Genomic DNA, 25,475 nt, shown 5'->3' with positions numbered 1-25,475 from the left:
ATTACCAGGTGATAGTAAGCTCCTCACTCAGACAGGAGAATTCGCATGGCACGCCTCGCGGCATTTGATATGGACGGTACACTGCTTCTGCCCACGCATCGTTTAGGTAATGAAACGCTGGCAAGTTTGCATGCGTTGCATGAGCGCGGTGTAACCCTGGCTTTTGCCACCGGCCGACATCTCATGGATATGCAGCGTGTGCGCGATCAAATTACCTTGCCGGCATGGCTGATTACCGGCAATGGCACGCGTATTCACGATTTGGAAGGCAACCAGCTTTACGGCTGTGATTTAACCTCATCGGTGGCAGAAGAGGTGATTCATACTCATTGGCAAACCCCTGCTTCGATTCATATTTTCAACGACGAAGGCTGGTTTACCGATAAGCCGCTGCTCGGCGCGCTTGAGGCGCATGCTATGAGCGGTTTCCATTATCAGCTGCGTGATTTGCGCCAGATGTCAGCGCATGAGGTCACCAAGATCTGTTTTATTGCACCTCACGAGATGTTGCAGGCATTGCGCAGTGAATTGCAGGCAGCGCTGGGCGATCGGGCGAATATTTGCTTTTCCGCGTGGGATTGTCTGGAAGTGTTACCGGTCGATTGCCATAAAGGCGCAGCGCTGGGGCGTTTGTGCCAGCATCTTTCGCTGTCGTTGGCGGACTGCATGGCGTTTGGCGATGCGATGAACGACCGTGAAATGCTGGAACGCGTCGGCCGCGGGTTCATTATGGGCAACGCGATGAATCAACTTAAAACGTCGTTGCCCCACCTGCCGATTATTGGTCATTGCGAGGCACAGGCGGTGTCTCACTACTTAAATCACTGGATGACCACACCACACCTCGATTATTCCCCCGAATGCTGAGGCTTACAGTGAACCGGACAGGACGTCCGGTTTTTTATTGCAGTTCACGGATCCAAGGCTCGATGTCACCGATATTCAGCTTCACCCAGTCTGCATTGTAATAGGTGTCGGGATAGCGTTCCCCGCTGTCGCACAATAACGTCACCAGCGAGCCTTGCTCACCTGTTACACGCATACGTTTTGCCACCTGCAGCATCCCCCAGAAATTAGTACCCGTTGAGGCGCCAGGACGACGTCCAAGGATCTGCTCTAGCTGCAGCATCGCGGCAACGGTTGCGCCGTCGGGCACTTTCATCATTTCGTCAATCACGTCGGGTAAAAAAGATGGTTCAACGCGCGGCCGACCAATGCCTTCAATTAAGCTCCCGCGATTGCTACGCAGCGCAGGATTGCGGCTGTGCCAGTAATCGAAAAACACTGAATGCTGTGGATCCACGACCAGCAGGCGCGTGTTGTGACCCTGATAGCGGATGTAGCGGCCTAAGGTGGCTGATGTGCCGCCGGTGCCTGCGCTCATGATCACCGTATGCGGTACCGGGAACGGTTCGTGGGACATCTGACGAAAAATGCTTTCAGCGATGTTGTTATTACCGCGCCAGTCCGTAGCGCGCTCGGCATAGGTGAACTGATCCATAAAATGGCCATTGAGTTCACGCGCTAACCGCTCCGATTCGCTGTAAAGCTGGCAGGGATCGGCAACGAAATGGCACTCGCCACCATAGAAACGAATCATCTCGATCTTGCGTTTGGCGGTGCTGGCGGGCATCACTGCGATAAACGGCAGGCCAAGCAAACGTGCGAAGTAGGCTTCTGATACAGCAGTACTGCCAGATGACGCTTCGATGATCGGCGTATTTTCACGGATACGACCATTAACCAAACCATAGAGAAATAGCGAGCGCGCCAGTCGATGTTTCAGGCTGCCGGTGGGATGCGTGCTTTCATCCTTCAGATAGAAGTGAATGCCGGGAAAATCATCCAGCGCGAAGCGGATCAGATGCGTATCCGCCGAGCGCTGAAAATCGGCGTTAATTTCATTGATGGCGTGGCGAACCCAGGGCGTTTGCATGTTGCTTTTCCGTGATCATTATTGCGCACAGTGTAAGGCACTGGCAGGAAAAAGAGGTTGCCTTAATCCGGTTATAATGGTGCGATTAGAGAAAATTTTTCTCCGGGAGTGGCCGATGTTAGATAAAACTGACCGCACTCTGCTGTCAATGCTGCAACAGGATTGCACATTGTCGCTGCAGACATTAGCCGATGCGGTAAATCTCACCACAACACCCTGCTGGAAACGCCTGAAAAAACTGGAAGATGATGGCATTATTCGTGCGCGCGTGGCGTTGATCGATGGCGAAAAGATTGGTCTATCTCTTACTGCCTTTATGTTTGTTAAAACCCAGCAGCACAGCAGCGAATGGTTCAGGCAATTCGTCAGCGTGGTGCAGCAAATGCCGGAAGTGATGGCGTTTTACCGCATGGCTGGCGAATACGATTATCTGTTGCGCATTCAGGTCGCGGATATGAAGAGTTACGACGGTTTTTACAAACGTCTGGTGAATGGCGTGCCGGGCCTGATGGATGTGACCTCCAGTTTTGCCATGGAAGAAATCAAATACACCACCGCCTTGCCGGTAGCGCCCTAACGGGCACATAAAGAGACAGTCTTGTGCGATTATTCAGTCAGTTAAGTTGGTATTTCTTGCGCGAGTGGCGGCGGTATTTAGGTGCCGTCAGCTTGCTGATTGTGATTGCGCTTCTGCAATTGCTGCCACCGCATGTGGTGGGCGTGATTGTCGATGGCGTGACACAGCATACTCTGGACGCAGGGCAGATCTTCATGTGGATCGGCATCATGCTGGTGACGGCTGTTGTGGTCTATTTGCTGCGTTACGTCTGGCGCGTGCTGCTATTCGGGGCCTCCTATCAGCTGGCGGTGGAACTGCGTGAGGATTTCTATCGTCAACTCAGTCGTCAGCATCCGGCGTTTTATCTGCGCCACCGCACTGGCGATCTTATCGCGCGTGCCACCAATGATGTTGATCGCGTTGTTTTTGCTGCGGGTGAAGGCGTGCTGACGCTGGTGGATTCTTTGGTGATGGGGCTGGTGGTGCTGGCGGTGATGAGCACGCAAATCAGCTGGCAGCTTACGCTGCTGGCACTGGTACCGATGCCGATTATGGCGTTCGTCATTCAGAAAGATGGCGCCCGTTTGCATCAGCGCTTCAAAGTCGCCCAGGCGGCGTTTTCCAGCCTCAACGATCAAACTCAGGAAAGCCTGACCAGTATTCGCATGATCAAAGCCTTTGGCCTGGAAGATCATCAGTCGCAACAGTTTTCAGACATTGCCGCGGATACCGGCAAGAAAAACCTGCATGTGGCGCGCGTCGATGCGCGTTTCGATCCCACCATCTATATTGCGGTCGGGATATCCAATCTGCTGGCGATCGCCGGCGGCGGCTGGATGGTGTGGAACGGCAGTTTAACGCTCGGTCAGCTCACCAGCTTCGTGATGTATCTCGGTCTGATGATTTGGCCAATGCTGGCGCTGGCCTGGATGATCAATATTGTTGAGCGCGGTAGCGCGGCATGGAGTCGCATTCGCTCGCTGCTGGCAGAAGTGCCTGCGGTTGAGGATGGACAGAAAGTGTTGCCCGCCGACCCCGGCGATCTGCACGTCGCGATCCGCGAATTTCGCTATCCAGCCAGTTCCGGCGCCGTTCTCAGCCATATTAACTTCCAGCTAAAACCGGGCCAGATGCTCGGTTTATGTGGCCCAACCGGGTGCGGCAAGAGTACGTTGCTGAGCCTGATTCAGCGTCATTTCGATATCGACCAGGGAGATATTCGCTATCACAATACCCCGCTGCAGCAGCTACGGCTTGATAGCTGGCGCAGTCGTTTGGCGGTGGTGAGTCAAACGCCATTTCTGTTCTCCGACACCATTGCCAATAATCTGGCGCTCGGTCGCCCAAATGCCACGCAGCAAGAGCTGGAACAAGTGGCGAAAATGGCCTGCGTGCATGACGATATTCTACGCCTGCCCCAAGGTTATGAAACCGAAGTGGGCGAGCGCGGCGTGATGCTGTCTGGTGGACAGAAGCAGCGCATCTCAATTGCGCGTGCGCTGTTGCTGAATGCCGAAATCCTGATTCTTGATGATGCGCTGTCGGCGGTTGATGGTCGCACGGAACATGACATCCTGCATAACCTGCGTCAGTGGGGAAAAGGCCGCACGTTAATTATCAGTGCGCACCGTTTGTCGGCGCTGACCGAGGCCAGTGAAATTCTGGTGCTGCAGCATGGCGCGGTGGCGCAGCGTGGCGATCATGACACCTTAACAGCCAAAGAGGGCTGGTATCGCGATATGTACCGCTATCAGCAGCTAGAAGCCGCATTAGATGAGGATGAAGTGGCAGAAGGAGCACGCCGTGGCTAAATCACAACGTTTATGGCCAACGCTGAAACGATTACTGGCGTACGGCAAACCGTGGCGTAAATCGCTATGGCTGGCGGTAGGAATGCTGTGGATTGCAGCTGCTGCGGAAGTTACCGGGCCCGTGCTGGTCAGCTACTTTATCGATAATCTGGTGGCGAAACATCAGATGCCGTGGGGGATTGCGGCTGGGCTGCTGGTGAGCTTTGTTCTGCTGCAATTGCTGGCGGCCGGTTTGCACTATTTTCAGGCGCTGCTGTTTAACCGTGCGGCCATTGGCGTAGTGCAGCAACTGCGCGTTGATGTGATGAACGCGGCGCTGCGTCAACCGCTCAGCGCTTTTGATACGCAGCCGGTCGGACAAATAATCTCGCGCGTCACTAATGACACCGAAGTGATCAAAGATCTCTACGTCACCGTGGTCGCCACCGTATTGCGCGCTGCTGCGCTGATTGGTGCGATGCTGGTGGCGATGTTCTCGCTTGATTGGCGTATGGCGCTGGTGGCACTGGTGATTTTCCCGCTGGTGCTGACGGTGATGATGATTTATCAACGCTTCAGTACGCCAATTGCCCGACGCGTGCGCAGCTATCTGGCCGACATCAATAACGGTTTCAATGAAGTGATCAACGGCATGAGCGTGATCCAACAGTTTCGCCAGCAGGCACGGTTTGGTGAGCGCATGGGCGAAGCGAGTCGTTCGCACTATCTGGCGCGGATGGAAACGCTGCGGCTGGACGGTTTTCTGTTGCGTCCGTTGCTGAGCTTGTTCTCCGCCATGATTCTGTGCGGTTTGTTGATGCTGTTTAGCTTCGCCACGCCGGGCGTGTTTGAGGTTGGCGTGCTTTATGCGTTCATCACGTATCTTGGCCGACTCAATGAACCCTTGATTGAATTAACCACGCAGCAGTCGATGCTGCAACAGGCGGTGGTATCAGGCGAACGCATTTTTGAACTGATGGATGCCGTGCAGCAAGGCTACGGCGCAGATGATCGGCCGCTGGCGTCAGGAGAGATTTCCCTGCGCGATGTGAGCTTTGCTTATCGTGATAACCGCGACGTACTGAGCAATATTAATCTTGACGTGCCGGCGCGCAATTTTGTGGCGCTGGTTGGGCATACCGGCAGCGGGAAAAGTACCTTAGCCAACCTGTTAATGGGCTATTATCCGGTGACGCGCGGCACTATCGAACTGGATGGTCGTCCGCTGCCGCAGCTATCACACGCAGCCCTGCGCCAAAGCATCGCCATGGTGCAGCAGGATCCGGTGGTGCTGGCAGATTCGTTGCTGGCCAACGTCCGCTTAGGGCGCGACATCCCAGAAGAGCAAGTGTGGCAAGCGCTGGAAACCGTGCAGCTGGCACCGCTGGCGCGCAGCATGTCTGATGGGATTTACACGCGCCTTGGCGAGCAGGGCAATAATCTCTCGGTTGGACAGAAACAGCTGCTGGCACTGGCGCGCGTGCTGGTGTCATTGCCGCAGATTCTGATCCTTGATGAAGCCACTGCCAATATCGATTCCGGGACTGAGCAAGCAATTCAACACGCATTACGCGCTCTGCGGCAGCACAGTACGTTGGTGGTGATTGCACACCGGCTTTCCACCATCACGGAAGCCGACCAGATTTTAGTGCTGCACCGTGGACAGGTGGTTGAGCGCGGTACGCATACTGAATTGCTGGCTCAGCAGGGACGTTATTGGCAAATGTATCAGCTGCAGCAGGCTGGCGATGAACTCGCAGCGGGCATTCCCGTACATGCTGAAGGGTGATCTGCACCTTTTTTGCACAGTTTTATCGGAATGTTCTGTATTGATGCACTGCTTTGAGGCTGTGGGCACCAGAACAGTGCAACTTTGCAACACCTTACTCTTTCCCTCTGCCAAAATTGCGTCGCGCTTCACATAACGAAGCGTGATGCAGCGCGCCTATTCTACTGACATTCCACTTTTTTTATTTATGGCACAGCCTTTGCTTATATCCCTACGTGTCCGCGAAGACTCACTCAATTTCTTATCCGGAGGGGAACGTATGAAGCTGGTTACCGTGGTAATCAAACCATTTAAGCTGGAGGACGTGCGTGAAGCCTTATCCTCTATTGGCATTCAGGGACTGACAGTGACCGAAGTTAAAGGTTTTGGTCGCCAGAAAGGTCACGCAGAGCTTTATCGCGGTGCCGAGTACAGCGTTAACTTCCTGCCAAAAGTAAAAATTGATATCGCTATTGCGGACGATCAACTCGACGAAGTGGTCGATGTCATCAGCAAAGCCGCTTATACCGGCAAAATTGGCGACGGCAAGATTTTCGTCGCGGAACTGCAGCGCGTCATTCGTATTCGCACCGGCGAGACCGACGAAGCAGCACTGTAACTGGGGCTCTGAATTGTGATGGGATGGAAAGAAATGAATAAAGTAATGACGAAGTTGGGCCTCACCAGCCTCGCGCTGTTACCCTCGCTGGCCATTGCGGCCGCGCCTGCCGTAGCCGATAAAGCCGATAATGCCTTTATGATGATCTGTACCGCGCTGGTACTGTTCATGTCCATTCCGGGTATCGCTTTGTTCTACGGCGGTTTGATCCGCGGTAAGAACGTGCTCTCCATGCTGACCCAGGTTGCCGTGACTTTCTCGCTGGTATGCGTGCTGTGGGTGATTTATGGCTACTCACTGGCCTTCAGTGAAGGCAACGCCTTCTTCGGGAACTTCCAGTGGGCGATGCTGAAGAATATTGAGCTGAAAGCCGTGATGGGCAGTTTCTACCAATATATTCACGTGGCTTTCCAGGCATCATTTGCCTGTATCACCGTCGGCCTGATTGTGGGCGCCCTGGCAGAACGTATTCGCTTCTCTGCGGTGCTGATTTTCGTCGTCGTGTGGTTGACGCTGGCTTATCTGCCAATCGCACACATGGTGTGGGCGGGTGGCTTGCTGGCACAAGATGGCGCGCTCGATTTTGCAGGTGGTACCGTTGTCCATATCAATGCCGCAGTTGCTGGTTTGGTGGGGGCTTACCTGGTTGGCAAGCGTGCAGGGTTCGGTAAAGAAGCGTTCAAACCGCATAACCTGCCGATGGTGTTCCTCGGTACTGCGATCCTGTACGTCGGTTGGTTTGGTTTTAATGCCGGTTCAGCTTCCTCTGCGAACGAAATCGCTGCGCTGGCCTTCCTGAATACCGTCGTGGCAACTGCGGGCGCTGTTTTGTCGTGGGTGTTTGGCGAGTGGGCGGTGCGTGGTAAACCTTCTCTGTTGGGGGCGTGCTCAGGTTTCATCGCGGGCCTGGTGGCGATTACTCCTGCCTGTGGTTACGTTGGTGTCGGCGGCGCGCTGATCATCGGCCTGGCGGGTGGCTTAGCCGGTCTGTGGGGCGTGACGACGCTGAAAAGATGGCTGCGCGTTGATGACCCGTGTGATGTGTTCGGTGTGCACGGCGTATGCGGTATCCTCGGCTGTATCCTGACGGGTGTATTTGCCTCCTCTTCACTGGGCGGCGTGGGCTACGCAGAAGGCGTGACCATGGGACATCAGGTTTGGGTGCAGTTGTTCAGCGTTGGTGTAACCATCGTCTGGACCGCAGTTGTTGCCTTTATCGGCTTCAAACTGGCGGATATGATTGTTGGCCTGCGTGTTCCGGAAGATCAGGAACGTGAAGGTTTGGATGTGAACAGCCACGGCGAGAACGCTTACAACCAGTAAGTATCGGGCTGAAGAAGAGCAGTGCGCTAAAACTATAAAAAGTACAAGGGGCGATGATTTCGCCCCTTTTTTATGCGTCGCGTTGGCGCATCACGCCTTCCTGTACCGTGGTTGCCACAAGGGTGCCATCCTGCTTGTAAAATTCACCGCGCACAAAGCCCCGTGCGCTGGACGCAGAGGTGCTCACCACGCTGTACAGCAGCCATTCTGATAAGTCGAACGGGCGATGGAACCACATAGAGTGATCGATGGTGGCGACTTGCATATCGGCCTCAAGGAAGCCTTTGCCGTGCGGCTGCAGAGCAACGGGTAAGAAGTTGAGATCGGAAGCATAACCCAGCAAGTATTGGTGAATACGGCGATCTTCTGGCAGCTCGCCGTTGGCGCGGATCCACACCTGGCGAACCGGTTCGTCAACGTGCCCTTTTAGCGGGTTGTGAATCTGCACAGGGCGGATATCGAGTGGACGTTCGGCGAGGAATTTTTCTTTCAGCTTGAGCGGCAAGTGCGCGGCCAGCTTTTTCGCTAAGTCTTGTTCCGAGGGGAGATTTTCCGGGCCCGGCACCTGCTGCATGCTGTTTTGATGTTCGAAACCACTTTCTGGCGCCTGGAATGAGGCCGTCATGTAAAAGATCGGCTGACCATTCTGTACCGCACTTACGCGGCGAGCGCTGAAGCTTTTACCGTCACGCAGCGTTTCAACATCATAAATGATGGCTTTATGGCTATCGCCAGGCCGCAAGAAGTAACTGTGAAAAGAGTGGATGATGCGTTCTTCAGGCACCGTTTGTTTTGCGGCGTACAGCGCCTGACCCACCACCTGGCCACCAAACACCTGGCGTAGCCCAAGATCTTCGCTCTGACCCCGAAACAGGCCTTCTTCCAGTTTTTCCAGATTCAATAAATTAAGCAGGTTGTGCAGTGCCTGGCTCATTGCGGATTCCTCTGTGTGTCTTTCGCGTCAGTGTGAAAGATCCGACCAGTTTCCGTCAATGATTTTGCCGCGATTTCAGCAAGCTGCTGGCGGCTTTGGGCGCAATGCCGATTTTTGTGCCAGAATTAAGGACATTCGGCGGCTGAAAAGCTACCCAACATATTCACCGCCGATAATCATATGTTCACAAGGAGACGACATCGATGAAACTCTGGCAAGTTATTAGCGGTATGACTTTGGCGGCAGCGATTACAGGTTGTGCTGATCACAGCAAGCCGGTGGCAACACCTACGCTGGGTTCGGCAGTAGCAGGGCAGCAGGCTGCGATCACGCAGCCTAACGTCAGTGGTTCGGTGTATATCCGCCAACGTATTGCGCTGCCGCCGGATGCGGTGCTGACCGTAACGCTCTCGGATGCTTCGCTGGCTGATGCACCGTCTAAGGTACTTTCGCAGCGCGTGGTGCGCACGGAAGGTAAGCAGGCGCCGTTCCAGTTTATCTTGCCATTTAATCCGGCAGACATTCAGCCAAACGCGCGCATCTTGTTAAGCGCGGCGATTGCGATTGATGGCAAGCTGGCGTTTATTACCGATACGGTGAAACCGGTGATTAATGAGGGTGGAACCAAAGCGGAGCTGCTGTTGGTGCCGGTAACTAACGTCGCCATGCCAACCCAGCCGGGCGCAGCGACCACGGTGCCTTCTACTTCACCGACGCAGGTTACGCCATCGGCTTCGGTGCCAGCACCGACGAGTCTCTAAATCGATCATTGGGGCGAGCGCGCGCCGGAAGTCAACATTGTTCCGTAAAGCCGCTGTCTCGTCCCTGATCGCTCGGCACACGCCATCCATGGCGTGTGCCGCTTTACTCCACAACGACGACTTCCAGCGTGTTAAGTTGAGTGCGGTTGGTGGGCTGTCTGAGCGCGACATAGAGCACCACTAAATTTGCCACCGATATTTTTCTAATTCGATTTCCCCAGCATCACTCACTTCAATCCCTTCCGCTTCTAGCGCATCACGCTGACGAAACAGGTCATCGCCCTGCAGTGAAATGCGCCCATGGCGATTGATGACGCGAAACCAGGGTAATTTACTGCCTTCTGGCAAACGGCGTAATACGCCGCCCACCTGACGCGCTGCACGTGGCGATCCTGCCAGCTGCGCCACATCACCATAAGTGGTGACTTTTCCCGCCGGAATGGCCGCAATGATCTGCCAGACGCGCTCTGAGAAGTTGTTTTGGTCGCTCATGTGCGCACCTATTTTTATTGAGGAAAGGGCTAAACTTTAGCATGCAGAAGGGTAGACAACAGCGCTTAGCTGTGTGCTTGTGCAAGAAAACAACGGTTGTCCGGCCTGCGCTTGCAATTGCCAGGGGGTTACTTGATAATGCCTGCGCTCTCGAAATGAGGGTTCGTCAATGGGGGCCCTGTTGGTTCTCCCGCAACGCTAACTTGTGAACTCGGTCAGATCCGGAAGGAAGCAGCCGCAGCAGGCGACGCGTGTGCCGGGATGTAGCTGGCAGGGCCCCCACCCATTTGTACCCACCTAAAAACTTCACTGAATGCGACGCACAGAGAAATCTGGCACTCCTTTGCCGGGGAATCACTCCTTGATGAATACAATGTCGTTGCAGAACGGCAGATAGAGGAGAAACTTAGCGGACGAACTTCCAGACAGAAACCGGTACTTTGTCATACAGCTTATTCATCGTCAGTTCAGCCAGACGATGATCGGCTGCCGAATAGAATACTGCGAGTTCATTGTCAGGTAATTCGTACTTGTTCTTTTCGATTACCCGTTCAAGGGTGTCGATTGAGCGACAGCGGCGCAGTCGCATCAAATAGTCTGTTTTTGTTAAGGCTTGGTTGCTCATAAATAAACCGGTCTCAGTCTGGTGCTAAAAGGAATGGCTAGGTTGTTGGAGATAAGCACACTCTTCGGCAAACAGATTAAATAAACGTTTTGCAGAACGCTGCCACCGTTGTAAATCCTGAGTATTGATTCCGTAACTGCTGAACAGCATAAAGGTATCGTCAAGATATTCATCGATTTGCGTTATCAGGGCTTCATCTTCAACGTGCTTAATTTTGTAATTCATCGTGAAAGAAGCGATGTGCTCAATCAAATCGTTGAGCTGTAAATTGCTTTCCGAAGTAGGATCATTAACCCAACCATGATGGCTATCAGTCAATGTTGCCATACTTTCGTCGAACATGTTCTCACACAGGTATTTAAGCTGGGCAATATCATGCCGTTTCGGTGAGTATTCGTCCATCTTTTTCCCCTCCATAGCTAGCACAGTTACCGCAGTGCGGCGAGATTAGGAAAAGCTACCAGGAAGCGATTACGAATAAAAATGTCTTAGCGACTCCTTAAATGTAATCCACAATCATTAGCTTTGCTCACCTCAATTACCAAATATTACAATTCATCGGCAGGAGAGGGGCGCGCATTATCAATCACCGCAAACACCAGTGCGCCGGGCGATACCTGGAACAGCACTTCTTCACGACGCTTAAAAGTTTCATTTAAATCCAGGCAAGGATTAAATAAATTCCAGCTAAAATCGTAAAGCATTTTAAATCGATAATCGTCTGAAGGTTGAATAGAAATAACATGGAAGCTATTGGGAACTAATTGCGCGTTTTGAGAATACCACTGTAAATCACCGGCTAATGCCTCGGCTATTTTGAGAATATTCCCCTGGATAATTCTTTGCAACTTTTCGCAATCGTCCTCATCCATAGCAATATCACAATGAATAATAGACGCCATTTTGTATCCAGTAAAAGAGTTACGTTTCTATCATTGGGCTTCTTACGCAACATTGCAAGTCGCTAATAAACAGAAACAGCAATCGTTGTGATGGGTTTCATAACTTAATCAGGCGAAAGCATTGAATTTCTGCTGATGTCTTCGGTAAAGAACAACTTTTGAAACACTTTTGCTCAGGCATAACACAGGGAGATCGGGTAACGTAATTGTTATGTTATAACATTTTTGGTTGTAGAGTATGAATCACAGTGGATTACTTCTATCCCTTAGCGGGCGTGTGCTGATCGCGCTGTTGCTGATTTCTCTGCTGGCGCTTTCAATTTGGTGGGGCCTGCAGTAATGATACATTTCAAGGACTTACAAGCAGGGTATCACGGGCGCGCGGTAACGCCGGTCGTCAATGGTGCATTGATGAAAGGCAGCATGACGGCATTGGTCGGCGCTAACGGCACGGGTAAATCAACCTTACTGAAAACCATTGCGGGTTTACTGCCTCCCATTTCGGGCTGTTGTGAATTGCAGATGCCGCGCAAAGCGCTCGGATGGTTACCGCAACGCAGTGAACTCGAAACACGTTTTCCTCTTACGGCTTATGAGCTGGTTGCCATGGGATGCTGGCCGCGCTGTGGATGGTTCGGTGGCATCAATCGCGCGTTACGTCGGGAAATCGATGCCGCACTTGATGCTGTACACATGCGTGAATTCGCGGATGCTCAGCCCTCAACCCTCTCCGGCGGACAATTGCAGCGCGTGCTCTTCGCGCGTTTGATGCTGCAGCGCAGCCAGCTGTGGCTATTAGATGAACCCTTCAATGGCATTGATACGCAAACCGTCACCTTACTGATGTCGATCCTCGAACAGCAGCAACAGGCTGGCACCACATTATTAGTCGTATTGCACGATCGTCCACTGGTAGCGCGTTATTTCCGCGATGTGTTGTCGCTCGACGTAGCTGGCGCCGCGGACACGCCACCCTTGGGCAGGGTAGCGTCGTGACATTAATCCAGCCCTTTATCGAATTTGGTTTTATGCGCCGCGCGCTGGTCGCCTGCGTTGCATTGGCGATCAGCGCTACGCCGCTGGGTGTCTTTCTTTCACTGCGCCGCATGAGTTTGGTCGGCGATGCGCTGTCGCATGCCGTGCTGCCCGGTGCGGCGATTGGTTATCTGGTGTCAGGTTTATCGCTGGTGGCGATGGGCATCGGCGGCCTGATTGCCGGTTTGGCGGTGGCATTACTCTCTGGCGCTGTCAGCCGCTATACACATCTGAAAGAGGATGCCAGTTTCTCCGGCTTTTACCTCGGTTCTCTCGCGCTTGGCGTCACGCTGGTGTCGCTGCGTGGTTCAAGCGTTGATCTGCTGCACGTGTTGTTTGGGTCACTTTTGGCGGTGGATAACGCAGCCATTGTGCTGGTTGGCGGGATTGCGGCTTTCACTCTGCTGCTATTGGCAGTGATTTTCCGTCCGCTGGTCATTGATGCCTTTGACCCCGATTTTCTGCGAGCTCAGGGTAAATGGAGCGCACCGCTGGTACACGGCTTATTCCTGATGCTGGTGGTACTCAATTTAGTGGCTGGATTTCAGGTGCTCGGTACGCTGATGTCGGTGGGATTGATGATGCTGCCCGCTACCAGCGCGCGTTTCTGGAGTCGCCATCTGGCCTGCATGCTGGGTATCGCCATGCTGTTGGCCGTCGTCTCTGCGCTGATTGGCCTGATGCTATCGTGGCATTTCTCGCTACCCGCCGGCCCGGCGGTGGTGCTAAGCGCTGCGGTGCTATTTCTGATTTCTGTTTTGACAGGACCATGTGGCGGCCTGGTGCGCCGTCGATAACCACACTATAAGGGGATAGGAATGAAGAAGTTACCGCTGAGTCTGGCGATTGGTGTAATGCTGGTAAGCCCACTGACGCTGGCTAAAAGCGTCGATGTTGTCGCCAGTTTTACCGTGCTGGCAGATATCGTTAAGCAGGTTGGCGGCGAGCACGTCAATGTGAAGTCTCTGGTGGGGCCTAACGGCGATCCACACACCTTTGAACCTACGCCGCAGGATAGCCAGGCGCTGTCAAAGGCTGATGTGGTGTTTGTCAGCGGTTTAGGGATGGAAGGGTGGATGGATCGCCTAATTAGCGCGTCAGGCTACAAAGGCACGATTGTGGTGGCATCGAATGGAGTGAATAGACGCAAGATGGAAGAGGACGGTAAAAGCGTCACCGATCCGCACGCCTGGAACAGTATGCAAAACGGTGTGATTTACGCCACGAATGTGATGAATGCACTCATCAAAGCGGATCCTGAAGATGCGGCGGATATCCGTAAAAGCGGTGAAAGCTACATTCAGCAGCTGCAGAAATTAGATAGCTGGGCGAAAACTGCCTTTAATAAAGTGCCGAAAAGTAAGCGTAAGGTGCTAACCAGCCATGATGCCTTCGGCTATTTCGGCCAGCGTTATGGCGTAAGCTTCCTCGCGCCGGTTGGATTCTCTACCGAAGCAGAAGCCAGTGCCAGCGATGTGGCCTCAATCATCAAACAGCTGAAGGCTGAGCACATCAACACCTACTTTATGGAGAACCAGACCGATCCACGTTTGGTGAAACAGATTGCCAGCGAAACCGGTGCGCAGCCGGGCGGGGAACTCTATCCGGAAGCGTTGTCTGAGGCTAATGGCCCTGCTGCAACCTACGTTGCGGCATTCAAACACAACGTTGACGCTATACTGCATAGCATGCAATAAAAAAAGGCCGGGGAGCATCCCGGCCAATTATCACGACACTTTCCTACCTTTTTTTCTTTCTTCCCTGAACCGCCTTAAAGCGCGGATTCGTTTTACAAATGACATAAACGCGACCTTTGCGCCGCACGACTTTGCAATCTTTATGGCGAGTCTTAGCAGACCGCAATGAACTCAATACCTGCATGCCTCATCTCCCGTGTTACTTGTTGCGCGTAAGAAAGCTGCCAAAACGCTGGTTGAAACGTGCGGTACTGCCTTCTTTGGCGAAATCTTTCTGCTTGCCGGTGTAGAACACATGAGATTTAGAAGAGACATCCAGCGTCACGTAGGGCAGCACTTCACCTTCATACTCAATAGTCCGTTCAGTTTTGATAGTAGAACCGACCTTAAAGTACTCGTTAGCTGAGGTGTCGTGGAACACAACAGGACGGTAATGGGGATGAATATTCGGTTTCATAATGACCTCGTTATGTAATGTTATAATATAACAATAGTATGAACCTGAAGGATGTCGATTGCAACCGTGTTAAATACAGGGATTCTAAGGGGGAGGAGATAACAATAAAAAAGGCCGCATCAGCGGCCTTTTAGAGAAGGGTAAAACTTAGTGCTTATGTTCCACCGGATGACCCTGCTCCAGCTCAGATTTATTCTTGCTGAAGCGGCGGCGCACCACCACGAAGAACACCGGAACGAAGAAGATAGCCAGCGCTGTCGCGGTTACCATCCCGCCCATAACGCCAGTACCTACCGCATTCTGCGCACCAGAACCTGCGCCAGTACTGATCGCCAGCGGCATTACGCCGAGGATGAAGGCGAGTGAGGTCATCAAAATCGGACGCAGACGCATACGTGATGCTTCCAGCGTTGATTCAACCAACCCCTTGCCCTCCTTCTCCATCAAATCCTTAGCGAATTCAACGATCAGGATGGCGTTCTTCGCCGACAATCCTATGGTGGTCAACAAGCCCACCACAAAGTAGACGTCGTTGCTCAAGCCGCGCAGTGTGGTAAACAGAAGTGCACCAACAACACCCAGCGGTACCACCAACATTACTGAGAACGGAATCGACCAGCTCTCATACAGGGCCGCCAGACACAGGAACACCACGATCAGCGAGATGGCATACAGCGCCGGCGCCTGGTTGCCGGACAAGCGTTCCTGGTAGGACATACCCGTCCAGTCGTATCCGATGCCCGCAGGCAGTTTTCCTGCCAGCTGTTCCATCAGGTTCATGGCATCACCGGAGCTCTTGCCTGGCGCAGCCTGGCCAAGAATCTCCATTGACGGCAAGCCGTTGTAACGCTCAAGGCGTGGCGAACCATATTGCCATTTCGCCGATGCGAAGGCCGAGAATGGAACCATGGTGCCAGTGCCGTTGCGCACATACCATTTGCTGATATCGTCCGGCAACATACGCGAATCGGCCTGGCCCATGACGTAAACTTTCTTCACGCGACCGCGGTCGATGAAGTCGTTGACGTAGGAACCACCCCAGGCCGCGCCCAGCGAGGTATTGATGTCAGACAGCGACACACCCAACGCCTGCGCTTTTTCCTGATCGATGATCAGTTTGTACTGCGGCGTATCTTCCATACCGTTTGGACGTACGCCCACCAGCGTATCCGGATGCTGGGCAATCATGCCAAACAGCTGGTTACGCGCGGCAGTCAGCTTCTCGTGACCCAGGTTACCCTGATCGGTCAACATGAAGTCGAAGCCAGTGGCGTTACCCAATTCGATAATCGCCGGCAGGTTGAACGGGAACACCATTGCATCTTTGATCTGTCCGAGCGCCTGCATAGCACGTCCGGCAATCGCAGGCACTTTCAGGTTGGCATCGCCACGCTCATCCCACGGCTTAAGGCTAACAAACGCGATACCGGTGTTCTGACCACGACCGGCGAAGCCGAAGCCGTTAACAGTAAACACCGAGTTAACGCTGTCTTTCTCTTTGGTCAGGAAGTAGTCACTTACCTGATCCAGTACTTTCTGCGTACGTTCCTGAGTTGCACCGGCGGGTAGCTGTGCCTGTGCCAGTAACAGCCCCTGATCCTCTTCCGGCAGGAACGAGGTAGGCAGTTTCAGGAACAGGTAGGCCATACCGACGACAATAACCAGATAAATCAGCAGGTAGCGACCGGTACTACGCACGATATGGCCAACACTATCCACGTAGTGGTTGGTGCTCTTATCGAACAGCCGGTTGAACCAACCGAAGAAACCGGTGGTTTTACCGTGGTTACCTTTTGCCACCGGCTTCAGCAGGGTGGCACACAGCGCTGGCGTCAGGATCAACGCCACCAGTACCGACAGCGCCATCGCAGAAACGATGGTGATCGAGAACTGGCGATAGATTACGCCGGTTGAACCGCCGAAGAAGGCCATCGGAATAAATACCGCAGACAGAACCAGTGCGATACCCACCAGTGCGCCCTGAATCTGCTCCATCGAACGTTTCGTGGCTTCTTTAGGCGGTAAACCCTCTTCGGCCATAACACGTTCGACGTTCTCTACCACCACGATGGCGTCATCCACCAGCAGGCCGATGGCGAGCACCATCCCGAACATCGTCAGGGTGTTTATCGAATAGCCAAAGGCGCTGATAACCGCAAAGGTACCGAGCAAGACCACCGGAACGGCAATAGTTGGAATCAGCGTTGCACGGAAGTTCTGCAGGAACAGATACATCACCAGGAACACCAGCACGATCGCTTCGAACAGCGTTTTCACCACTTCGAAAATCGAAATTTTAACGAACGGCGTAGTGTCGTACGGATAAACGGTTTTCATGCCTGACGGGAAGAACGGCTGCAGTTTAGCCAGTTCCGCTTTTACGGCATCCGCAGTATCCAGTGCATTCGCGCCGGTTGCCAGTTTGATACCGATACCGGAAGCCGGTTTGCCGTTATAACGTGCGATGATCTCGTAGTTTTCACCACCCAGTTCAATCTTCGCCACGTCACGCAGACGCACCTGCGAACCATCCTGATTCACTTTCAGCATGATATTGCCGAACTCGTCTGTCGATGTCAGACGGGTTTGCGCAATAATCGAGGCGTTAAGCTGTTGGCCTGGTACCGGCGGTGTTCCGCCCAACTGGCCCGCTGCAACCTGGGTGTTCTGAATTTTCAGTGCATTAATGACATCTACTGGCGTCAGCTGATAGTTGTTCAGCTTGTGCGGATCCAGCCAGATACGCATCGCATACTGGGCACCAAACACCTGAGTATCACCTACGCCGGGCGTACGGCTAATCGGGTCTTTGATGTTAGAGGCAACATAGTCAGAGATGTCATTCTGCGTCATGTTGTCGTCATCGCTCACAAAGCCGGCCACCATCAAGAAGCTGCTGGAGGATTTTTTAACCTGAATACCCTGTTGCTGTACTTCCTGCGGCAGTAATGGCATTGCCAGCTGCAGTTTGTTTTGTACCTGAACCTGCGCGATATCGGCATCAGTACCGGATTGGAAAGTCAGCGTCAGCGTCAACGTACCCGACGAGTCACTGCTTGAGGCCATATACATCAGGCCATCAATCCCGTTCATGTTTTGCTCGATAACCTGGGTTACCGAATCCTGCAGCGTCTTCGCATCAGCACCTGGGTAGGTCGCCTGGATTTCAACTGCCGGTGGCGCAACATTGGGATATTGCTCAATCGGTAGGCTGATAATCGACAGCAAGCCGGCCAGCATAATGATGATGGCGAGCACCCACGCAAAAATGGGGCGATCAATAAAGAACTTAGCCATGTATCAGTGGCTCCTGTTTATGACGATGATTTAGCAGACGGTGATTCTGGTGCAGCTTTGGCATCGTCGGAGACTTCTTGTGGCGTCACCTGCGCACCCGGTTTGGCACGCTGGATACCGGTGGTAATCACCCGATCGCCTTCTTTCAGACCGTCCGTGACCAGCCACTTGTTACCAAATGCCTGATTAGCGGTGATGTTACGAGATTCCACTTTATTATCCGCGCCAACCACCAACGCTGTTGCCTGACCGGTTGGAGAGCGCGTTACGCCCTGTTGCGGTACCAGCAGTGCCGTTGGGTTGGTGCCTTCATCCAGACGAGCGCGAACAAACATGCCTGGCAGCAGGCGGTTGTCCGGATTCGGGAAGATGGCGCGCAGGGTAATCGAACCGGTGGTTTCATCGACGCTCACATCAGAGAATTCCAATGTGCCTGTCTGAGCGTATGCGCTACCGTTTTGCATCAGCAGGGTGACGTTGGCCTTACCGTCGTTCTGTTTCAGCTGACCGGATTCCAGCTCTGCGCGCAAACGCAGGAAATCATCACTGGATTGGGTCACATCGACATACATAGGATCGAGCTGTTGCACGGTCGCCAGCGCAGTGGTTTGCCCATTGGAAACCAACGCACCTTCGGTCACTGATGATTTACCAATACGACCGCTGATAGGCGAGGTCACTTTGGTATACGCCAGATTGATGCGTGCAGTTTCAACGTTGGCACGTGCAGCCTGTGCAGCGGCAGCAGTTTGTGCTGCTGTACCTGCTGCGTTGTCATAATCCTGCTGACTGATGTACTTAGTACCCAGCAGCGGCTTGTAACGCGTAATGGTTAACTGCGCAACGCGGGCATTGGCTTCTGCCTGCGCTAAATCCGCTTTGGCACTGTCGTATGCTGCCTGATAGGTGGCGGGATCAATCTGATACAGCGATTGACCGGCTTTGACGTCACTTCCTTCCACAAAATTGCGTTTAAGGATAATACCTGACACCTGAGGGCGAACTTCAGCAACGCGAAAAGCCGAGGTACGGCCCGGCAGCTCGGTAGTAATTTTCAATGGTTCGTTTTTTAACGTGACAACACCCACTTCTGGGGGCTGCTGCTGGGCGGCTTGCTGGGATTTATTATCATCACATCCTGTTAACAAAAAGCTGCCTGAAAGCATCAGGACGGCCGCCAGAGGCGCTAATCCTCTGTTTTTATTCATAAATAAACCTCTAGTGTCCGATATCAAATGATCAATGGATCACAAACCGATAAACCCATTGCTGCGTTAAAACACGGGTCGTGCTATGGTACATACATTCACAAATGTATGTAAACTTACAAGTTTGTAAAAAAAGCCCTTTATGGCACGAAAAACCAAAGCGCAAGCTCTTGAAACACGGCATCAAATTCTTGACGCCGCATTGACACACTTTTCAAAACACGGTGTGGCCGCCACGTCTCTGGCGGATATCGCAGCAGCGGCCGGCGTCACGCGCGGTGCTATCTACTGGCATTTCAAAAACAAAGCCGATCTTTTACATGAGATCTGGCTACGTTGTGACGCTGGTCTGGACGATGTGGAACTTGAGTATCAGACAAAATACCCCGGCGATCCACTTTCTGTTGTTCGCTCGATGTTGATCTATATCCTTGACGCCACAGCAAAGGATCCGCAAAGACGCGCATTAATGGAGATTATCTTTCATAAATGTGAGTTTGTTGGCGAAATGTCCACGTTACAGGATATGCAGCAGAGCTTACTGCAAGAGTGTTACGATCGAATTGAAAACGTACTTCGCCTTTGTATTGAAGCTGGCAAATTACCTGCCGGCCTTAATACACGTCAAGCTGCGCTACTGATGCGTGGCTATATTAATGGCATGATGGAAAGCTGGTTATTCAATCCACAAAGCTTTGATTTAGCTGCAGATGCGCCACAGCTGGTGGATGCGTTCCTGGATATGCTGCGCCTGAGCCCAACGCTGATTAGTCAGCCTTAACCTCCGCCGCTTTTTTTTGCTCATAATCACGTTGAACTATCGCTAATGCCGCCAGCACGGTGGTGGTGGGGACGTGATTCTCTTCAAGCAATTGAATCAGATCGACGGCAAGCTTAATTTCGTCTGGTGCGCTATCCAGTGACATTGTTTCTCCTAAATACGTAATTTTGCCGCGACCAGCAGCATAAAGAGGGCGCCAGCGAGTGCCGAGGCGAAACCAGCGGGGGCTAAGCTTGCCAGATCGCCGGTGGTAAAGTAGGTAGCAATGTAGCCGCCAATCAGCGCACCAATCACCGCCAGCACCAGCGTGGGCACAAACCCCCCCGGACGACCGGGAAAAATCACCCGCTTTAGCCAACCTGCGGCTAATCCAATCACCATCCAAAAAACCAGCGTCATGATTTTTCTCCTCTTTCTGACTAAAAGGAGTATAGAGGAAAATGCGTCGCGTTTAGCGTGGCGTAGATGGCAGCGCCAGTTTATAGATAGCAGCGCGGCAGCGCGCCAGCCGCTCTTGCAGCTGATCGACTTCTCGCATCAGTTGTTGCTGAACGCTCAGGGTTTCAGCACGTGCCAGATGCTGTTCGCGTTGCTGAATCATTGCCAGCAATCGCTGCTCGTAGCCTTGGTACTCTTCACGCTTTTTTTGACGTGAATCGATACGTGGACGCTCGCGCTGCACGCGCAGCTGTTGGCTCTGACACTCCCGCTGCAACGCGGCGATTTGATCCAGCACTTTATCCGCCAGCCATTGGCGCCGTGCCACATCAGTATTAGCAGCGGTTAACTGCGCGACATTGCCTTCCAGTTCGAGGAGATAATCCGCCAGGCGTGTGCCGGAGGTGCGAAACAGTTGTGAATCAAAGCGTGGCTGACGACAGGCACCATCCGGCTGCTGCGCAATCTGCTGGCGTAATAAATCCAGTGTCGCGCCAAGGCGCTGTTGTGCGGATGGTTGGGGCATCACTCGGTTTCCGACTGTGTTAACGTAACGCTGTTTTGACTCTTTCAGGCATCCGGCATGCAGCGTATTTTACTACTGAGCCTTGGCTGGCTGGCGATTGTGCTAGGTACGCTCGGCATTGTATTACCTTTATTACCTACAACGCCATTTGTGTTGCTGGCGGCTTGGTGTTTTGCGCGCTCGTCGCCGCGCTTTCATGACTGGCTGCTATGGCGATCGCCATTTGGCCGCTTTATTCGCCACTGGCAGCAGCATCATGCTATGCCGCCCGGCGCTAAAGGACGCGCCATATTGCTGATTGTGATTACCTTTTCGGTGTCCATTTATCTGGTGAACCTGCTGTGGGTGCGCATCCTGTTAGGCGTGATGCTGTGCCTGCTGCTGCTGTTTATGTGGCGAATCCCGGTGGTGGACGAGAATGACAACCCGCCGCAACCTTAGCGTTAGGGTTGCATTTAGCGAGGTATTTGCATAGATTTGGGCATCTTCGTGCGTGGCTTCCCTTATAAACCTCTTCGCTTAACCCGGTTTCCGGTTTTTGGCGCTTGAGAAGTCGCGCGTATTAGATATTTTCTCCAGGCGTAACATTTATGACCGCAACTGCGCAGCAGCTTGAACTCATCAAAAACAGCATCAAAAGCATTCCTGACTATCCGAAGCCGGGCATTCTTTTCCGTGACGTCACCAGTCTGATGGAAGATCCGCAGGCTTACGCCGCGTCGATCGCCATTCTGGTTGAGCGTTATCGTGACAAGGGCATCACCAAGGTGGTGGGAACGGAAGCGCGCGGCTTCCTGTTTGGTGCGCCAGTGGCGCTGGGGTTGGGCGTGGGTTTTGTGCCGGTGCGTAAACCTGGCAAACTGCCGCGTGCCACCTTTAGTGAAAGTTATGAGCTGGAATACGGTACCGACGCGCTGGAGCTGCACAAAGATGCGATCAAGCCAGGTGACGTGGTGCTGGTCGTCGACGATCTGCTGGCAACCGGCGGCACCATTGAAGCCACGGTGAAACTGATCCGCCGCGCCGGTGGTGAAGTGCAAGATGCCGCCTTCGTGATTAATCTGTTCGATCTGACCGGCGAAGCCCGTCTGACCGCCATGGGCGTCAAATGCTATAGCCTGGTGAATTTCCCCGGCCACTAAGGCCTGTGCGCTCCGCTGTGTGGCGGGGCGCAACCTCCGTAAAGTTATCGGTTGCTGATCCGGTTGTGGCTGTTAAACTACTGCCAAAATAAACAGGGTTTGCGAAGCTGCATCTTCTCCCTTCTCCTTAAAATCCAGTGATTGAATCCACATGAGCTATCAGGTACTTGCGCGAAAATGGCGTCCCCAGGCTTTCGCTGACGTAGTCGGTCAGGAACATGTGCTGACTGCGCTGGCCAACGGATTGTCACTGGGACGAATCCATCATGCTTATCTCTTTTCCGGCACCCGCGGCGTAGGGAAAACCTCGATCGCCCGTCTGCTGGCCAAGGGCCTAAACTGTGAAACCGGCATAACCGCAACACCCTGCGGACAATGCGATAACTGCCGTGAGATTGAGCAGGGCCGTTTTGTCGATCTGATTGAGATTGATGCTGCATCGCGCACCAAAGTTGAAGATACGCGCGATCTGCTCGATAACGTGCAGTACGCGCCGGCGCGTGGTCGCTTCAAGGTTTACCTGATCGATGAAGTGCACATGCTGTCGCGCCACAGCTTCAACGCGCTGCTAAAAACGCTGGAAGAGCCGCCATCACACGTTAAATTCCTGCTGGCGACCACCGATCCGCAAAAGCTGCCGGTGACGATTCTGTCACGCTGCCTGCAATTCCATCTTAAAGCGCTCGATGTCGAGCAAATTCAGCAGCAGCTGGCGCATGTGTTAGAGCAGGAGCACATCGCTGCCGAACCGCGCGCGCTGCATCTGCTGGCCCGCGCCGCTGATGGCAGCATGCGTGATGCGCTCAGCCTGACCGATCAGGCTATCGCCATGGGGCAGGGCAGCGTCACGCGTGATACCGTAGCGCAGATGCTTGGCACGCTGGACGATGAGCAGCCGCTGGCGCTGATTGAAGCGCTGGTGGAGGGGCAAGGCGAACAGGTGATGGCGCTGCTGAATCAGGCGGCGTCGCGCGGTGTGGAGTGGGAAGCGCTGCTGGTGGAAATGCTGCGTTTGCTACACCGCATTGCGATGGTGCAGCTGTTGCCGAGCTCGCTTAGCGAGGATGATCTCAGCCAGGCCGATCGCCTGCGTGAGTTAGCGCGCGTGCTGCCACCGGCCGATGTACAACTCTATTACCAAACGCTATTGATGGGGCGAAAAGATCTGCCGCTGGCACCGGATCGTCGCCTGGGCGTGGAAATGACGCTGCTGCGCGCATTGGCATTCCATCCGCAGGCGACGATTGCTGAGCCCGTCGCCCGTCCGGTATTAACGCCACAAAGCGCGCCGCAGGTTGCTGCTGCACCTGCACCTGCGGCAGCCAAAGCGCCATCTGCGCAGGCTGCACAGCCACAAATGGCACCACCCGTTAACGAGGCGCCGCCAGTTTCGGATGATTATCCTGACATGCAAACAGCGCCCGATCCGTTACCCGATTCCACCAGCCAGCTGTTACAGGCGCGAACGCAGTTGCTGCGTCAGGGAGCCGGTAAAGCAAAAAAGAGTGAGCCGGCAGCGCGTTCCGCGCGGCCGGCGAATCCGGCGCTGGAACGTCTCGCGAACGTCACCGAACGTGTACAGCAGCGCGCCTCTGAGTCCACGGTAAAAGCGCCGGCTAAACCGGAAGCCTACCGCTGGAAAACGCAGCTGCCGACCGAGGTAAAACCAGAGCCGGTAGCGACGCCAAAAGCCTTGCGTTCGGCTCTGGAGCATGAGAAAACGCCTGAGCTGGCGCTGCGTCTGGCGGAAGAGGCCCAGCAACGCGATGCGTGGGCAGCGGAAATTGCCACGCTGACGTTACCGAAACTGGTGCAGCAAGTGGCGCTCAACGCATGGAAAGAAGTGAGTGAAAAAGGCATTACGCTGCATCTGCGCAGCAGCCAGCGCCATCTGAATTCCGCTTCCGCTCAGCAAACTTTAGCGGAAGCATTAAGTCAGTCTGCCGGCCAGCCGGTTGAATTGACCATTATTGAAGACGATAATCCCACGGTATTGACGCCACTGGAGTGGCGCCAGGCCATTTACGAAGAGAAACTGTCGCAGGCGCGACAGTCGATCGAAAGTGATACCCATATTCAGACATTGCGTCGATTCTTCGATGCCGATTTGGATGAAGAGAGTATTCGACCGGTGTGAACATGCTGCCGCGCGTTGATTGCGCGCAGCCCCAGCAGAGAGAGAAAACTATGTTTGGTAAAGGCGGATTGGGCAACCTGATGAAACAGGCCCAGCAGATGCAAGACAAAATGGCCAAAGTGCAGGAAGAGATCGCCGCGATCGAAGTGACCGGTGAATCAGGCGCGGGCTTGGTTAAAGTTACCATCAACGGTGCGCACAACTGCCGTCGTGTTGAAGTCGATCCTAGCTTGCTGGAAGATGACAAAGACATGCTGGAAGATCTGATCGCCGCGGCCTTTAACGATGCTGCACGCCGTATCGACGAAACGCAGAAAGAGAAAATGGCCTCTGTATCAAGTGGCATGCAGCTGCCGCCTGGCTTCAAGATGCCGTTCTAATGCAAACCAGTCCACTGCTTGAATCTTTGATGGAGTCGTTGCGTTGCCTGCCGGGCGTTGGCCCGAAGTCGGCGCAGCGCATGGCTTTTCAGCTGTTGCAGCGCGATCGTAGCGGTGGCATGCGTCTGGCGCAGGCGTTGACCCGCGCCATGTCGGAAATCGGCCACTGCGCCGATTGCCGAACCTTCACCGAGCAGGAGATCTGCACCATCTGCGCCAATCCGCGCCGTCAGCAAAACGGCCAGGTTTGCGTAGTGGAAAGCCCGGCTGATATCCACGCCATTGAGCAAACCGGCCAGTTCGGCGGACGCTACTTTGTGCTGATGGGCCATTTGTCACCGCTGGATGGCATTGGTCCGCAGGATATTGGTCTGGATCGGCTGGAGCAGCGTCTGGAGCGCGAAACCCTAACCGAAGTGATCCTCGCCACCAACCCCACGGTGGAAGGAGAAGCAACGGCCAACTACATCGCCGAGCTGTGCGGGCAATATGGCGTTGATGCCAGCCGCATTGCGCACGGTGTACCGGTTGGCGGTGAGCTGGAAATGGTGGACGGCACCACGCTGTCGCACTCGCTCGCTGGACGTCATAAGATTAATTTCTAATCACTTGCCGATGTCTTCACGGATATCGGCTTGAAATCCTGCCCTTCATCCCCATTTCTCTCT

The 25,475-nt window shown here is 53.7% G+C and carries 29 protein-coding genes, 1 other RNA gene and 1 other annotated feature; of the genes, 17 read left to right on the top strand and 13 right to left on the bottom strand.

The window, feature by feature from the left end; translation table 11 throughout:
* The first annotated feature begins 45 nt into the window (after positions 1–45).
* Positions 46–867, top strand: coding sequence for an HMP-PP phosphatase (gene cof, locus AAGR08_RS13980; protein WP_345827154.1), 822 nt, complete (start codon positions 46–48; stop codon positions 865–867).
* Between the two features lie 34 nt (positions 868–901).
* On the opposite strand, the gene AAGR08_RS13975 is transcribed toward cof, so the two are convergent.
* Positions 902–1,936, bottom strand: coding sequence for a PLP-dependent cysteine synthase family protein (locus tag AAGR08_RS13975; RefSeq protein ID WP_345827153.1), 1,035 nt, complete (start codon positions 1,934–1,936; stop codon positions 902–904).
* A 115-nt stretch (positions 1,937–2,051) separates the two neighbouring features.
* On the opposite strand from AAGR08_RS13975, the gene AAGR08_RS13970 reads away from it, so the two are divergent.
* The 5 genes from AAGR08_RS13970 (at position 2,052) to amtB (ending at position 7,995) form a co-directional block, all read left to right on the top strand.
* On the top strand, positions 2,052–2,513 hold the full coding sequence (locus tag AAGR08_RS13970) for an Lrp/AsnC family transcriptional regulator (RefSeq protein ID WP_097094704.1): 462 nt from the start codon (positions 2,052–2,054) through the stop codon (positions 2,511–2,513).
* A gap of 23 nt (positions 2,514–2,536) precedes the next feature.
* Positions 2,537–4,306: a SmdA family multidrug ABC transporter permease/ATP-binding protein gene (locus AAGR08_RS13965; protein ID WP_345827152.1), complete on the top strand. Its 1,770-nt coding sequence runs from the start codon at positions 2,537–2,539 to the stop codon at positions 4,304–4,306.
* A complete protein-coding gene (locus tag AAGR08_RS13960) occupies positions 4,299–6,074 on the top strand; it encodes a SmdB family multidrug efflux ABC transporter permease/ATP-binding protein (RefSeq protein ID WP_097094702.1) in 1,776 nt (591 codons plus the stop codon). The genes AAGR08_RS13965 and AAGR08_RS13960 overlap by 8 nt, the downstream gene beginning before the upstream one ends.
* Before the next feature lie 259 nt (positions 6,075–6,333).
* On the top strand, positions 6,334–6,672 hold the full coding sequence (gene glnK / locus AAGR08_RS13955; protein WP_007886947.1) for a P-II family nitrogen regulator: 339 nt from the start codon (positions 6,334–6,336) through the stop codon (positions 6,670–6,672).
* Between the two features lie 33 nt (positions 6,673–6,705).
* Positions 6,706–7,995 (top strand): ammonium transporter AmtB, encoded by a 1,290-nt coding sequence (amtB, locus tag AAGR08_RS13950; protein ID WP_345827150.1) that lies wholly within the window; start codon positions 6,706–6,708, stop codon positions 7,993–7,995.
* 70 nt (positions 7,996–8,065) lie between these two features.
* Here amtB and tesB read toward each other — a convergent pair whose 3' ends face one another.
* Positions 8,066–8,929 (bottom strand): acyl-CoA thioesterase II, encoded by an 864-nt coding sequence (tesB, locus tag AAGR08_RS13945; protein WP_345827149.1) that lies wholly within the window; start codon positions 8,927–8,929, stop codon positions 8,066–8,068.
* 203 nt (positions 8,930–9,132) lie between these two features.
* On the opposite strand from tesB, the gene AAGR08_RS13940 reads away from it, so the two are divergent.
* Complete coding sequence (locus AAGR08_RS13940; protein WP_345827148.1) at positions 9,133–9,690, top strand: YbaY family lipoprotein; 558 nt, start codon at positions 9,133–9,135, stop codon at positions 9,688–9,690.
* A gap of 180 nt (positions 9,691–9,870) precedes the next feature.
* Here AAGR08_RS13940 and AAGR08_RS13935 read toward each other — a convergent pair whose 3' ends face one another.
* Positions 9,871–10,182 (bottom strand): MGMT family protein, encoded by a 312-nt coding sequence (locus AAGR08_RS13935; RefSeq protein ID WP_097094698.1) that lies wholly within the window; start codon positions 10,180–10,182, stop codon positions 9,871–9,873.
* A gap of 179 nt (positions 10,183–10,361) precedes the next feature.
* Here AAGR08_RS13935 and ffs point away from each other — a divergent pair.
* Positions 10,362–10,458: signal recognition particle sRNA small type (ffs, locus tag AAGR08_RS13930), an RNA gene on the top strand.
* Between the two features lie 130 nt (positions 10,459–10,588).
* On the opposite strand, the gene AAGR08_RS13925 is transcribed toward ffs, so the two are convergent.
* The 3 genes from AAGR08_RS13925 to AAGR08_RS13915 all read right to left on the bottom strand — a co-directional run bounded on the left by AAGR08_RS13925 (position 10,589) and on the right by AAGR08_RS13915 (position 11,709).
* Positions 10,589–10,807: an HHA domain-containing protein gene (locus AAGR08_RS13925; RefSeq protein WP_007886938.1), complete on the bottom strand. Its 219-nt coding sequence runs from the start codon at positions 10,805–10,807 to the stop codon at positions 10,589–10,591.
* 24 nt (positions 10,808–10,831) lie between these two features.
* Complete coding sequence (gene tomB / locus AAGR08_RS13920) at positions 10,832–11,209, bottom strand: Hha toxicity modulator TomB (RefSeq protein WP_097094692.1); 378 nt, start codon at positions 11,207–11,209, stop codon at positions 10,832–10,834.
* Between the two features lie 146 nt (positions 11,210–11,355).
* Complete coding sequence (locus AAGR08_RS13915) at positions 11,356–11,709, bottom strand: hypothetical protein (RefSeq protein ID WP_097094691.1); 354 nt, start codon at positions 11,707–11,709, stop codon at positions 11,356–11,358.
* Positions 11,710–12,048: 339 nt separating this feature from the next.
* On the opposite strand from AAGR08_RS13915, the gene AAGR08_RS13910 reads away from it, so the two are divergent.
* Genes AAGR08_RS13910 through AAGR08_RS13900 form a run of 3 tightly spaced genes read left to right on the top strand, consistent with a single transcriptional unit; the run spans position 12,049 to position 14,441 of the window.
* Complete coding sequence (locus AAGR08_RS13910) at positions 12,049–12,705, top strand: ABC transporter ATP-binding protein (protein WP_345827147.1); 657 nt, start codon at positions 12,049–12,051, stop codon at positions 12,703–12,705.
* Positions 12,702–13,541: a metal ABC transporter permease gene (locus AAGR08_RS13905; RefSeq protein WP_345827146.1), complete on the top strand. Its 840-nt coding sequence runs from the start codon at positions 12,702–12,704 to the stop codon at positions 13,539–13,541. The genes AAGR08_RS13910 and AAGR08_RS13905 overlap by 4 nt, the downstream gene beginning before the upstream one ends.
* A 21-nt stretch (positions 13,542–13,562) precedes the next feature.
* Positions 13,563–14,441 (top strand): metal ABC transporter substrate-binding protein, encoded by an 879-nt coding sequence (locus AAGR08_RS13900; protein WP_345827145.1) that lies wholly within the window; start codon positions 13,563–13,565, stop codon positions 14,439–14,441.
* 43 nt (positions 14,442–14,484) lie between these two features.
* Here AAGR08_RS13900 and ykgO read toward each other — a convergent pair whose 3' ends face one another.
* The 4 genes from ykgO to AAGR08_RS13880 form a co-directional block, all read right to left on the bottom strand.
* Positions 14,485–14,625 carry a type B 50S ribosomal protein L36 gene (gene ykgO / locus AAGR08_RS13895; protein ID WP_345827144.1) on the bottom strand — a complete coding sequence of 47 codons (141 nt, stop codon included), beginning with the start codon at positions 14,623–14,625 and terminating at the stop codon, positions 14,485–14,487.
* A 15-nt stretch (positions 14,626–14,640) separates the two neighbouring features.
* Entirely contained in the window at positions 14,641–14,898 is a 258-nt protein-coding gene (locus AAGR08_RS13890) for a type B 50S ribosomal protein L31 (RefSeq protein ID WP_097094687.1), read from the bottom strand.
* 147 nt (positions 14,899–15,045) lie between these two features.
* On the bottom strand, positions 15,046–18,195 hold the full coding sequence (locus AAGR08_RS13885) for an efflux RND transporter permease subunit (RefSeq protein ID WP_345827143.1): 3,150 nt from the start codon (positions 18,193–18,195) through the stop codon (positions 15,046–15,048).
* Between the two features lie 17 nt (positions 18,196–18,212).
* Entirely contained in the window at positions 18,213–19,403 is a 1,191-nt protein-coding gene (locus tag AAGR08_RS13880) for an efflux RND transporter periplasmic adaptor subunit (RefSeq protein WP_345827142.1), read from the bottom strand.
* A gap of 142 nt (positions 19,404–19,545) precedes the next feature.
* On the opposite strand from AAGR08_RS13880, the gene acrR reads away from it, so the two are divergent.
* Positions 19,546–20,184: a multidrug efflux transporter transcriptional repressor AcrR gene (gene acrR, locus AAGR08_RS13875; protein WP_097094684.1), complete on the top strand. Its 639-nt coding sequence runs from the start codon at positions 19,546–19,548 to the stop codon at positions 20,182–20,184.
* Here the strand turns inward: acrR and rsmS are convergent.
* From rsmS to AAGR08_RS13860, 3 genes are read right to left on the bottom strand one after another with little or no spacing between them, the layout of a single operon-like run.
* Positions 20,171–20,329 (bottom strand): pleiotropic regulatory protein RsmS, encoded by a 159-nt coding sequence (gene rsmS, locus AAGR08_RS13870; RefSeq protein WP_097094683.1) that lies wholly within the window; start codon positions 20,327–20,329, stop codon positions 20,171–20,173. The two genes, acrR and rsmS, sit on opposite strands and share 14 nt — an antisense overlap.
* Positions 20,330–20,337: 8 nt before the next feature.
* Positions 20,338–20,583 (bottom strand): hypothetical protein, encoded by a 246-nt coding sequence (locus tag AAGR08_RS13865; protein WP_345827141.1) that lies wholly within the window; start codon positions 20,581–20,583, stop codon positions 20,338–20,340.
* Positions 20,584–20,635: 52 nt separating this feature from the next.
* Complete coding sequence (locus AAGR08_RS13860) at positions 20,636–21,148, bottom strand: primosomal replication protein (RefSeq protein ID WP_345827140.1); 513 nt, start codon at positions 21,146–21,148, stop codon at positions 20,636–20,638.
* A 57-nt stretch (positions 21,149–21,205) separates the two neighbouring features.
* On the opposite strand from AAGR08_RS13860, the gene AAGR08_RS13855 reads away from it, so the two are divergent.
* The 5 genes from AAGR08_RS13855 to recR all read left to right on the top strand — a co-directional run bounded on the left by AAGR08_RS13855 (position 21,206) and on the right by recR (position 25,412).
* Positions 21,206–21,589 (top strand): DUF454 family protein, encoded by a 384-nt coding sequence (locus AAGR08_RS13855; protein WP_345827139.1) that lies wholly within the window; start codon positions 21,206–21,208, stop codon positions 21,587–21,589.
* Positions 21,590–21,738: 149 nt separating this feature from the next.
* Complete coding sequence (apt, locus tag AAGR08_RS13850) at positions 21,739–22,290, top strand: adenine phosphoribosyltransferase (protein WP_097094679.1); 552 nt, start codon at positions 21,739–21,741, stop codon at positions 22,288–22,290.
* A gap of 151 nt (positions 22,291–22,441) precedes the next feature.
* Positions 22,442–24,427 (top strand): DNA polymerase III subunit gamma/tau, encoded by a 1,986-nt coding sequence (gene dnaX, locus AAGR08_RS13845; RefSeq protein ID WP_097094678.1) that lies wholly within the window; start codon positions 22,442–22,444, stop codon positions 24,425–24,427.
* Positions 23,769–23,830, top strand: a sequence feature (DnaX frameshifting element). It overlaps the preceding gene by 62 nt.
* A gap of 50 nt (positions 24,428–24,477) precedes the next feature.
* A complete protein-coding gene (locus tag AAGR08_RS13840; RefSeq protein ID WP_097097583.1) occupies positions 24,478–24,807 on the top strand; it encodes a YbaB/EbfC family nucleoid-associated protein in 330 nt (109 codons plus the stop codon).
* Positions 24,807–25,412, top strand: a complete 606-nt coding sequence (recR, locus tag AAGR08_RS13835; protein ID WP_345827138.1) for a recombination mediator RecR — start codon at positions 24,807–24,809, stop codon at positions 25,410–25,412. Before AAGR08_RS13840 ends, recR begins: the two co-directional genes overlap by 1 nt.
* Positions 25,413–25,475: the final 63 nt, after the last annotated feature.

The organism is Pantoea sp. BRR-3P, from assembly GCF_039621635.1.
GTDB lineage: Bacteria > Pseudomonadota > Gammaproteobacteria > Enterobacterales > Enterobacteriaceae > Pantoea > Pantoea floridensis.
This window is presented reverse-complemented; position numbering and strand designations above follow the sequence as displayed.

Bases quoted from the DNA above. Each gene is read 5' to 3' on its own strand.
- cof (WP_345827154.1), top strand. From the start codon at position 46: ATGGCACGCCTCGCGGCATTTGATATGGACGGTACACTGCTTCTGCCC.
- AAGR08_RS13975 (WP_345827153.1), bottom strand. From the start codon at position 1,936: ATGCAAACGCCCTGGGTTCGCCACGCCATCAATGAAATTAACGCCGAT.
- AAGR08_RS13970 (WP_097094704.1), top strand. From the start codon at position 2,052: ATGTTAGATAAAACTGACCGCACTCTGCTGTCAATGCTGCAACAGGAT.
- glnK (WP_007886947.1), top strand. From the start codon at position 6,334: ATGAAGCTGGTTACCGTGGTAATCAAACCATTTAAGCTGGAGGACGTG.
- amtB (WP_345827150.1), top strand. From the start codon at position 6,706: ATGAATAAAGTAATGACGAAGTTGGGCCTCACCAGCCTCGCGCTGTTA.
- tesB (WP_345827149.1), bottom strand. From the start codon at position 8,929: ATGAGCCAGGCACTGCACAACCTGCTTAATTTATTGAATCTGGAAAAA.
- AAGR08_RS13940 (WP_345827148.1), top strand. From the start codon at position 9,133: ATGAAACTCTGGCAAGTTATTAGCGGTATGACTTTGGCGGCAGCGATT.
- AAGR08_RS13935 (WP_097094698.1), bottom strand. From the start codon at position 10,182: ATGAGCGACCAAAACAACTTCTCAGAGCGCGTCTGGCAGATCATTGCG.
- AAGR08_RS13925 (WP_007886938.1), bottom strand. From the start codon at position 10,807: ATGAGCAACCAAGCCTTAACAAAAACAGACTATTTGATGCGACTGCGC.
- tomB (WP_097094692.1), bottom strand. From the start codon at position 11,209: ATGGACGAATACTCACCGAAACGGCATGATATTGCCCAGCTTAAATAC.
- AAGR08_RS13915 (WP_097094691.1), bottom strand. From the start codon at position 11,709: ATGGCGTCTATTATTCATTGTGATATTGCTATGGATGAGGACGATTGC.
- AAGR08_RS13910 (WP_345827147.1), top strand. From the start codon at position 12,049: ATGATACATTTCAAGGACTTACAAGCAGGGTATCACGGGCGCGCGGTA.
- AAGR08_RS13900 (WP_345827145.1), top strand. From the start codon at position 13,563: ATGAAGAAGTTACCGCTGAGTCTGGCGATTGGTGTAATGCTGGTAAGC.
- ykgO (WP_345827144.1), bottom strand. From the start codon at position 14,625: ATGCAGGTATTGAGTTCATTGCGGTCTGCTAAGACTCGCCATAAAGAT.
- AAGR08_RS13890 (WP_097094687.1), bottom strand. From the start codon at position 14,898: ATGAAACCGAATATTCATCCCCATTACCGTCCTGTTGTGTTCCACGAC.
- AAGR08_RS13885 (WP_345827143.1), bottom strand. From the start codon at position 18,195: ATGGCTAAGTTCTTTATTGATCGCCCCATTTTTGCGTGGGTGCTCGCC.
- AAGR08_RS13880 (WP_345827142.1), bottom strand. From the start codon at position 19,403: ATGAATAAAAACAGAGGATTAGCGCCTCTGGCGGCCGTCCTGATGCTT.
- acrR (WP_097094684.1), top strand. From the start codon at position 19,546: ATGGCACGAAAAACCAAAGCGCAAGCTCTTGAAACACGGCATCAAATT.
- rsmS (WP_097094683.1), bottom strand. From the start codon at position 20,329: ATGTCACTGGATAGCGCACCAGACGAAATTAAGCTTGCCGTCGATCTG.
- AAGR08_RS13865 (WP_345827141.1), bottom strand. From the start codon at position 20,583: ATGACGCTGGTTTTTTGGATGGTGATTGGATTAGCCGCAGGTTGGCTA.
- AAGR08_RS13860 (WP_345827140.1), bottom strand. From the start codon at position 21,148: ATGCCCCAACCATCCGCACAACAGCGCCTTGGCGCGACACTGGATTTA.
- AAGR08_RS13855 (WP_345827139.1), top strand. From the start codon at position 21,206: ATGCAGCGTATTTTACTACTGAGCCTTGGCTGGCTGGCGATTGTGCTA.
- apt (WP_097094679.1), top strand. From the start codon at position 21,739: ATGACCGCAACTGCGCAGCAGCTTGAACTCATCAAAAACAGCATCAAA.
- dnaX (WP_097094678.1), top strand. From the start codon at position 22,442: ATGAGCTATCAGGTACTTGCGCGAAAATGGCGTCCCCAGGCTTTCGCT.
- AAGR08_RS13840 (WP_097097583.1), top strand. From the start codon at position 24,478: ATGTTTGGTAAAGGCGGATTGGGCAACCTGATGAAACAGGCCCAGCAG.
- recR (WP_345827138.1), top strand. From the start codon at position 24,807: ATGCAAACCAGTCCACTGCTTGAATCTTTGATGGAGTCGTTGCGTTGC.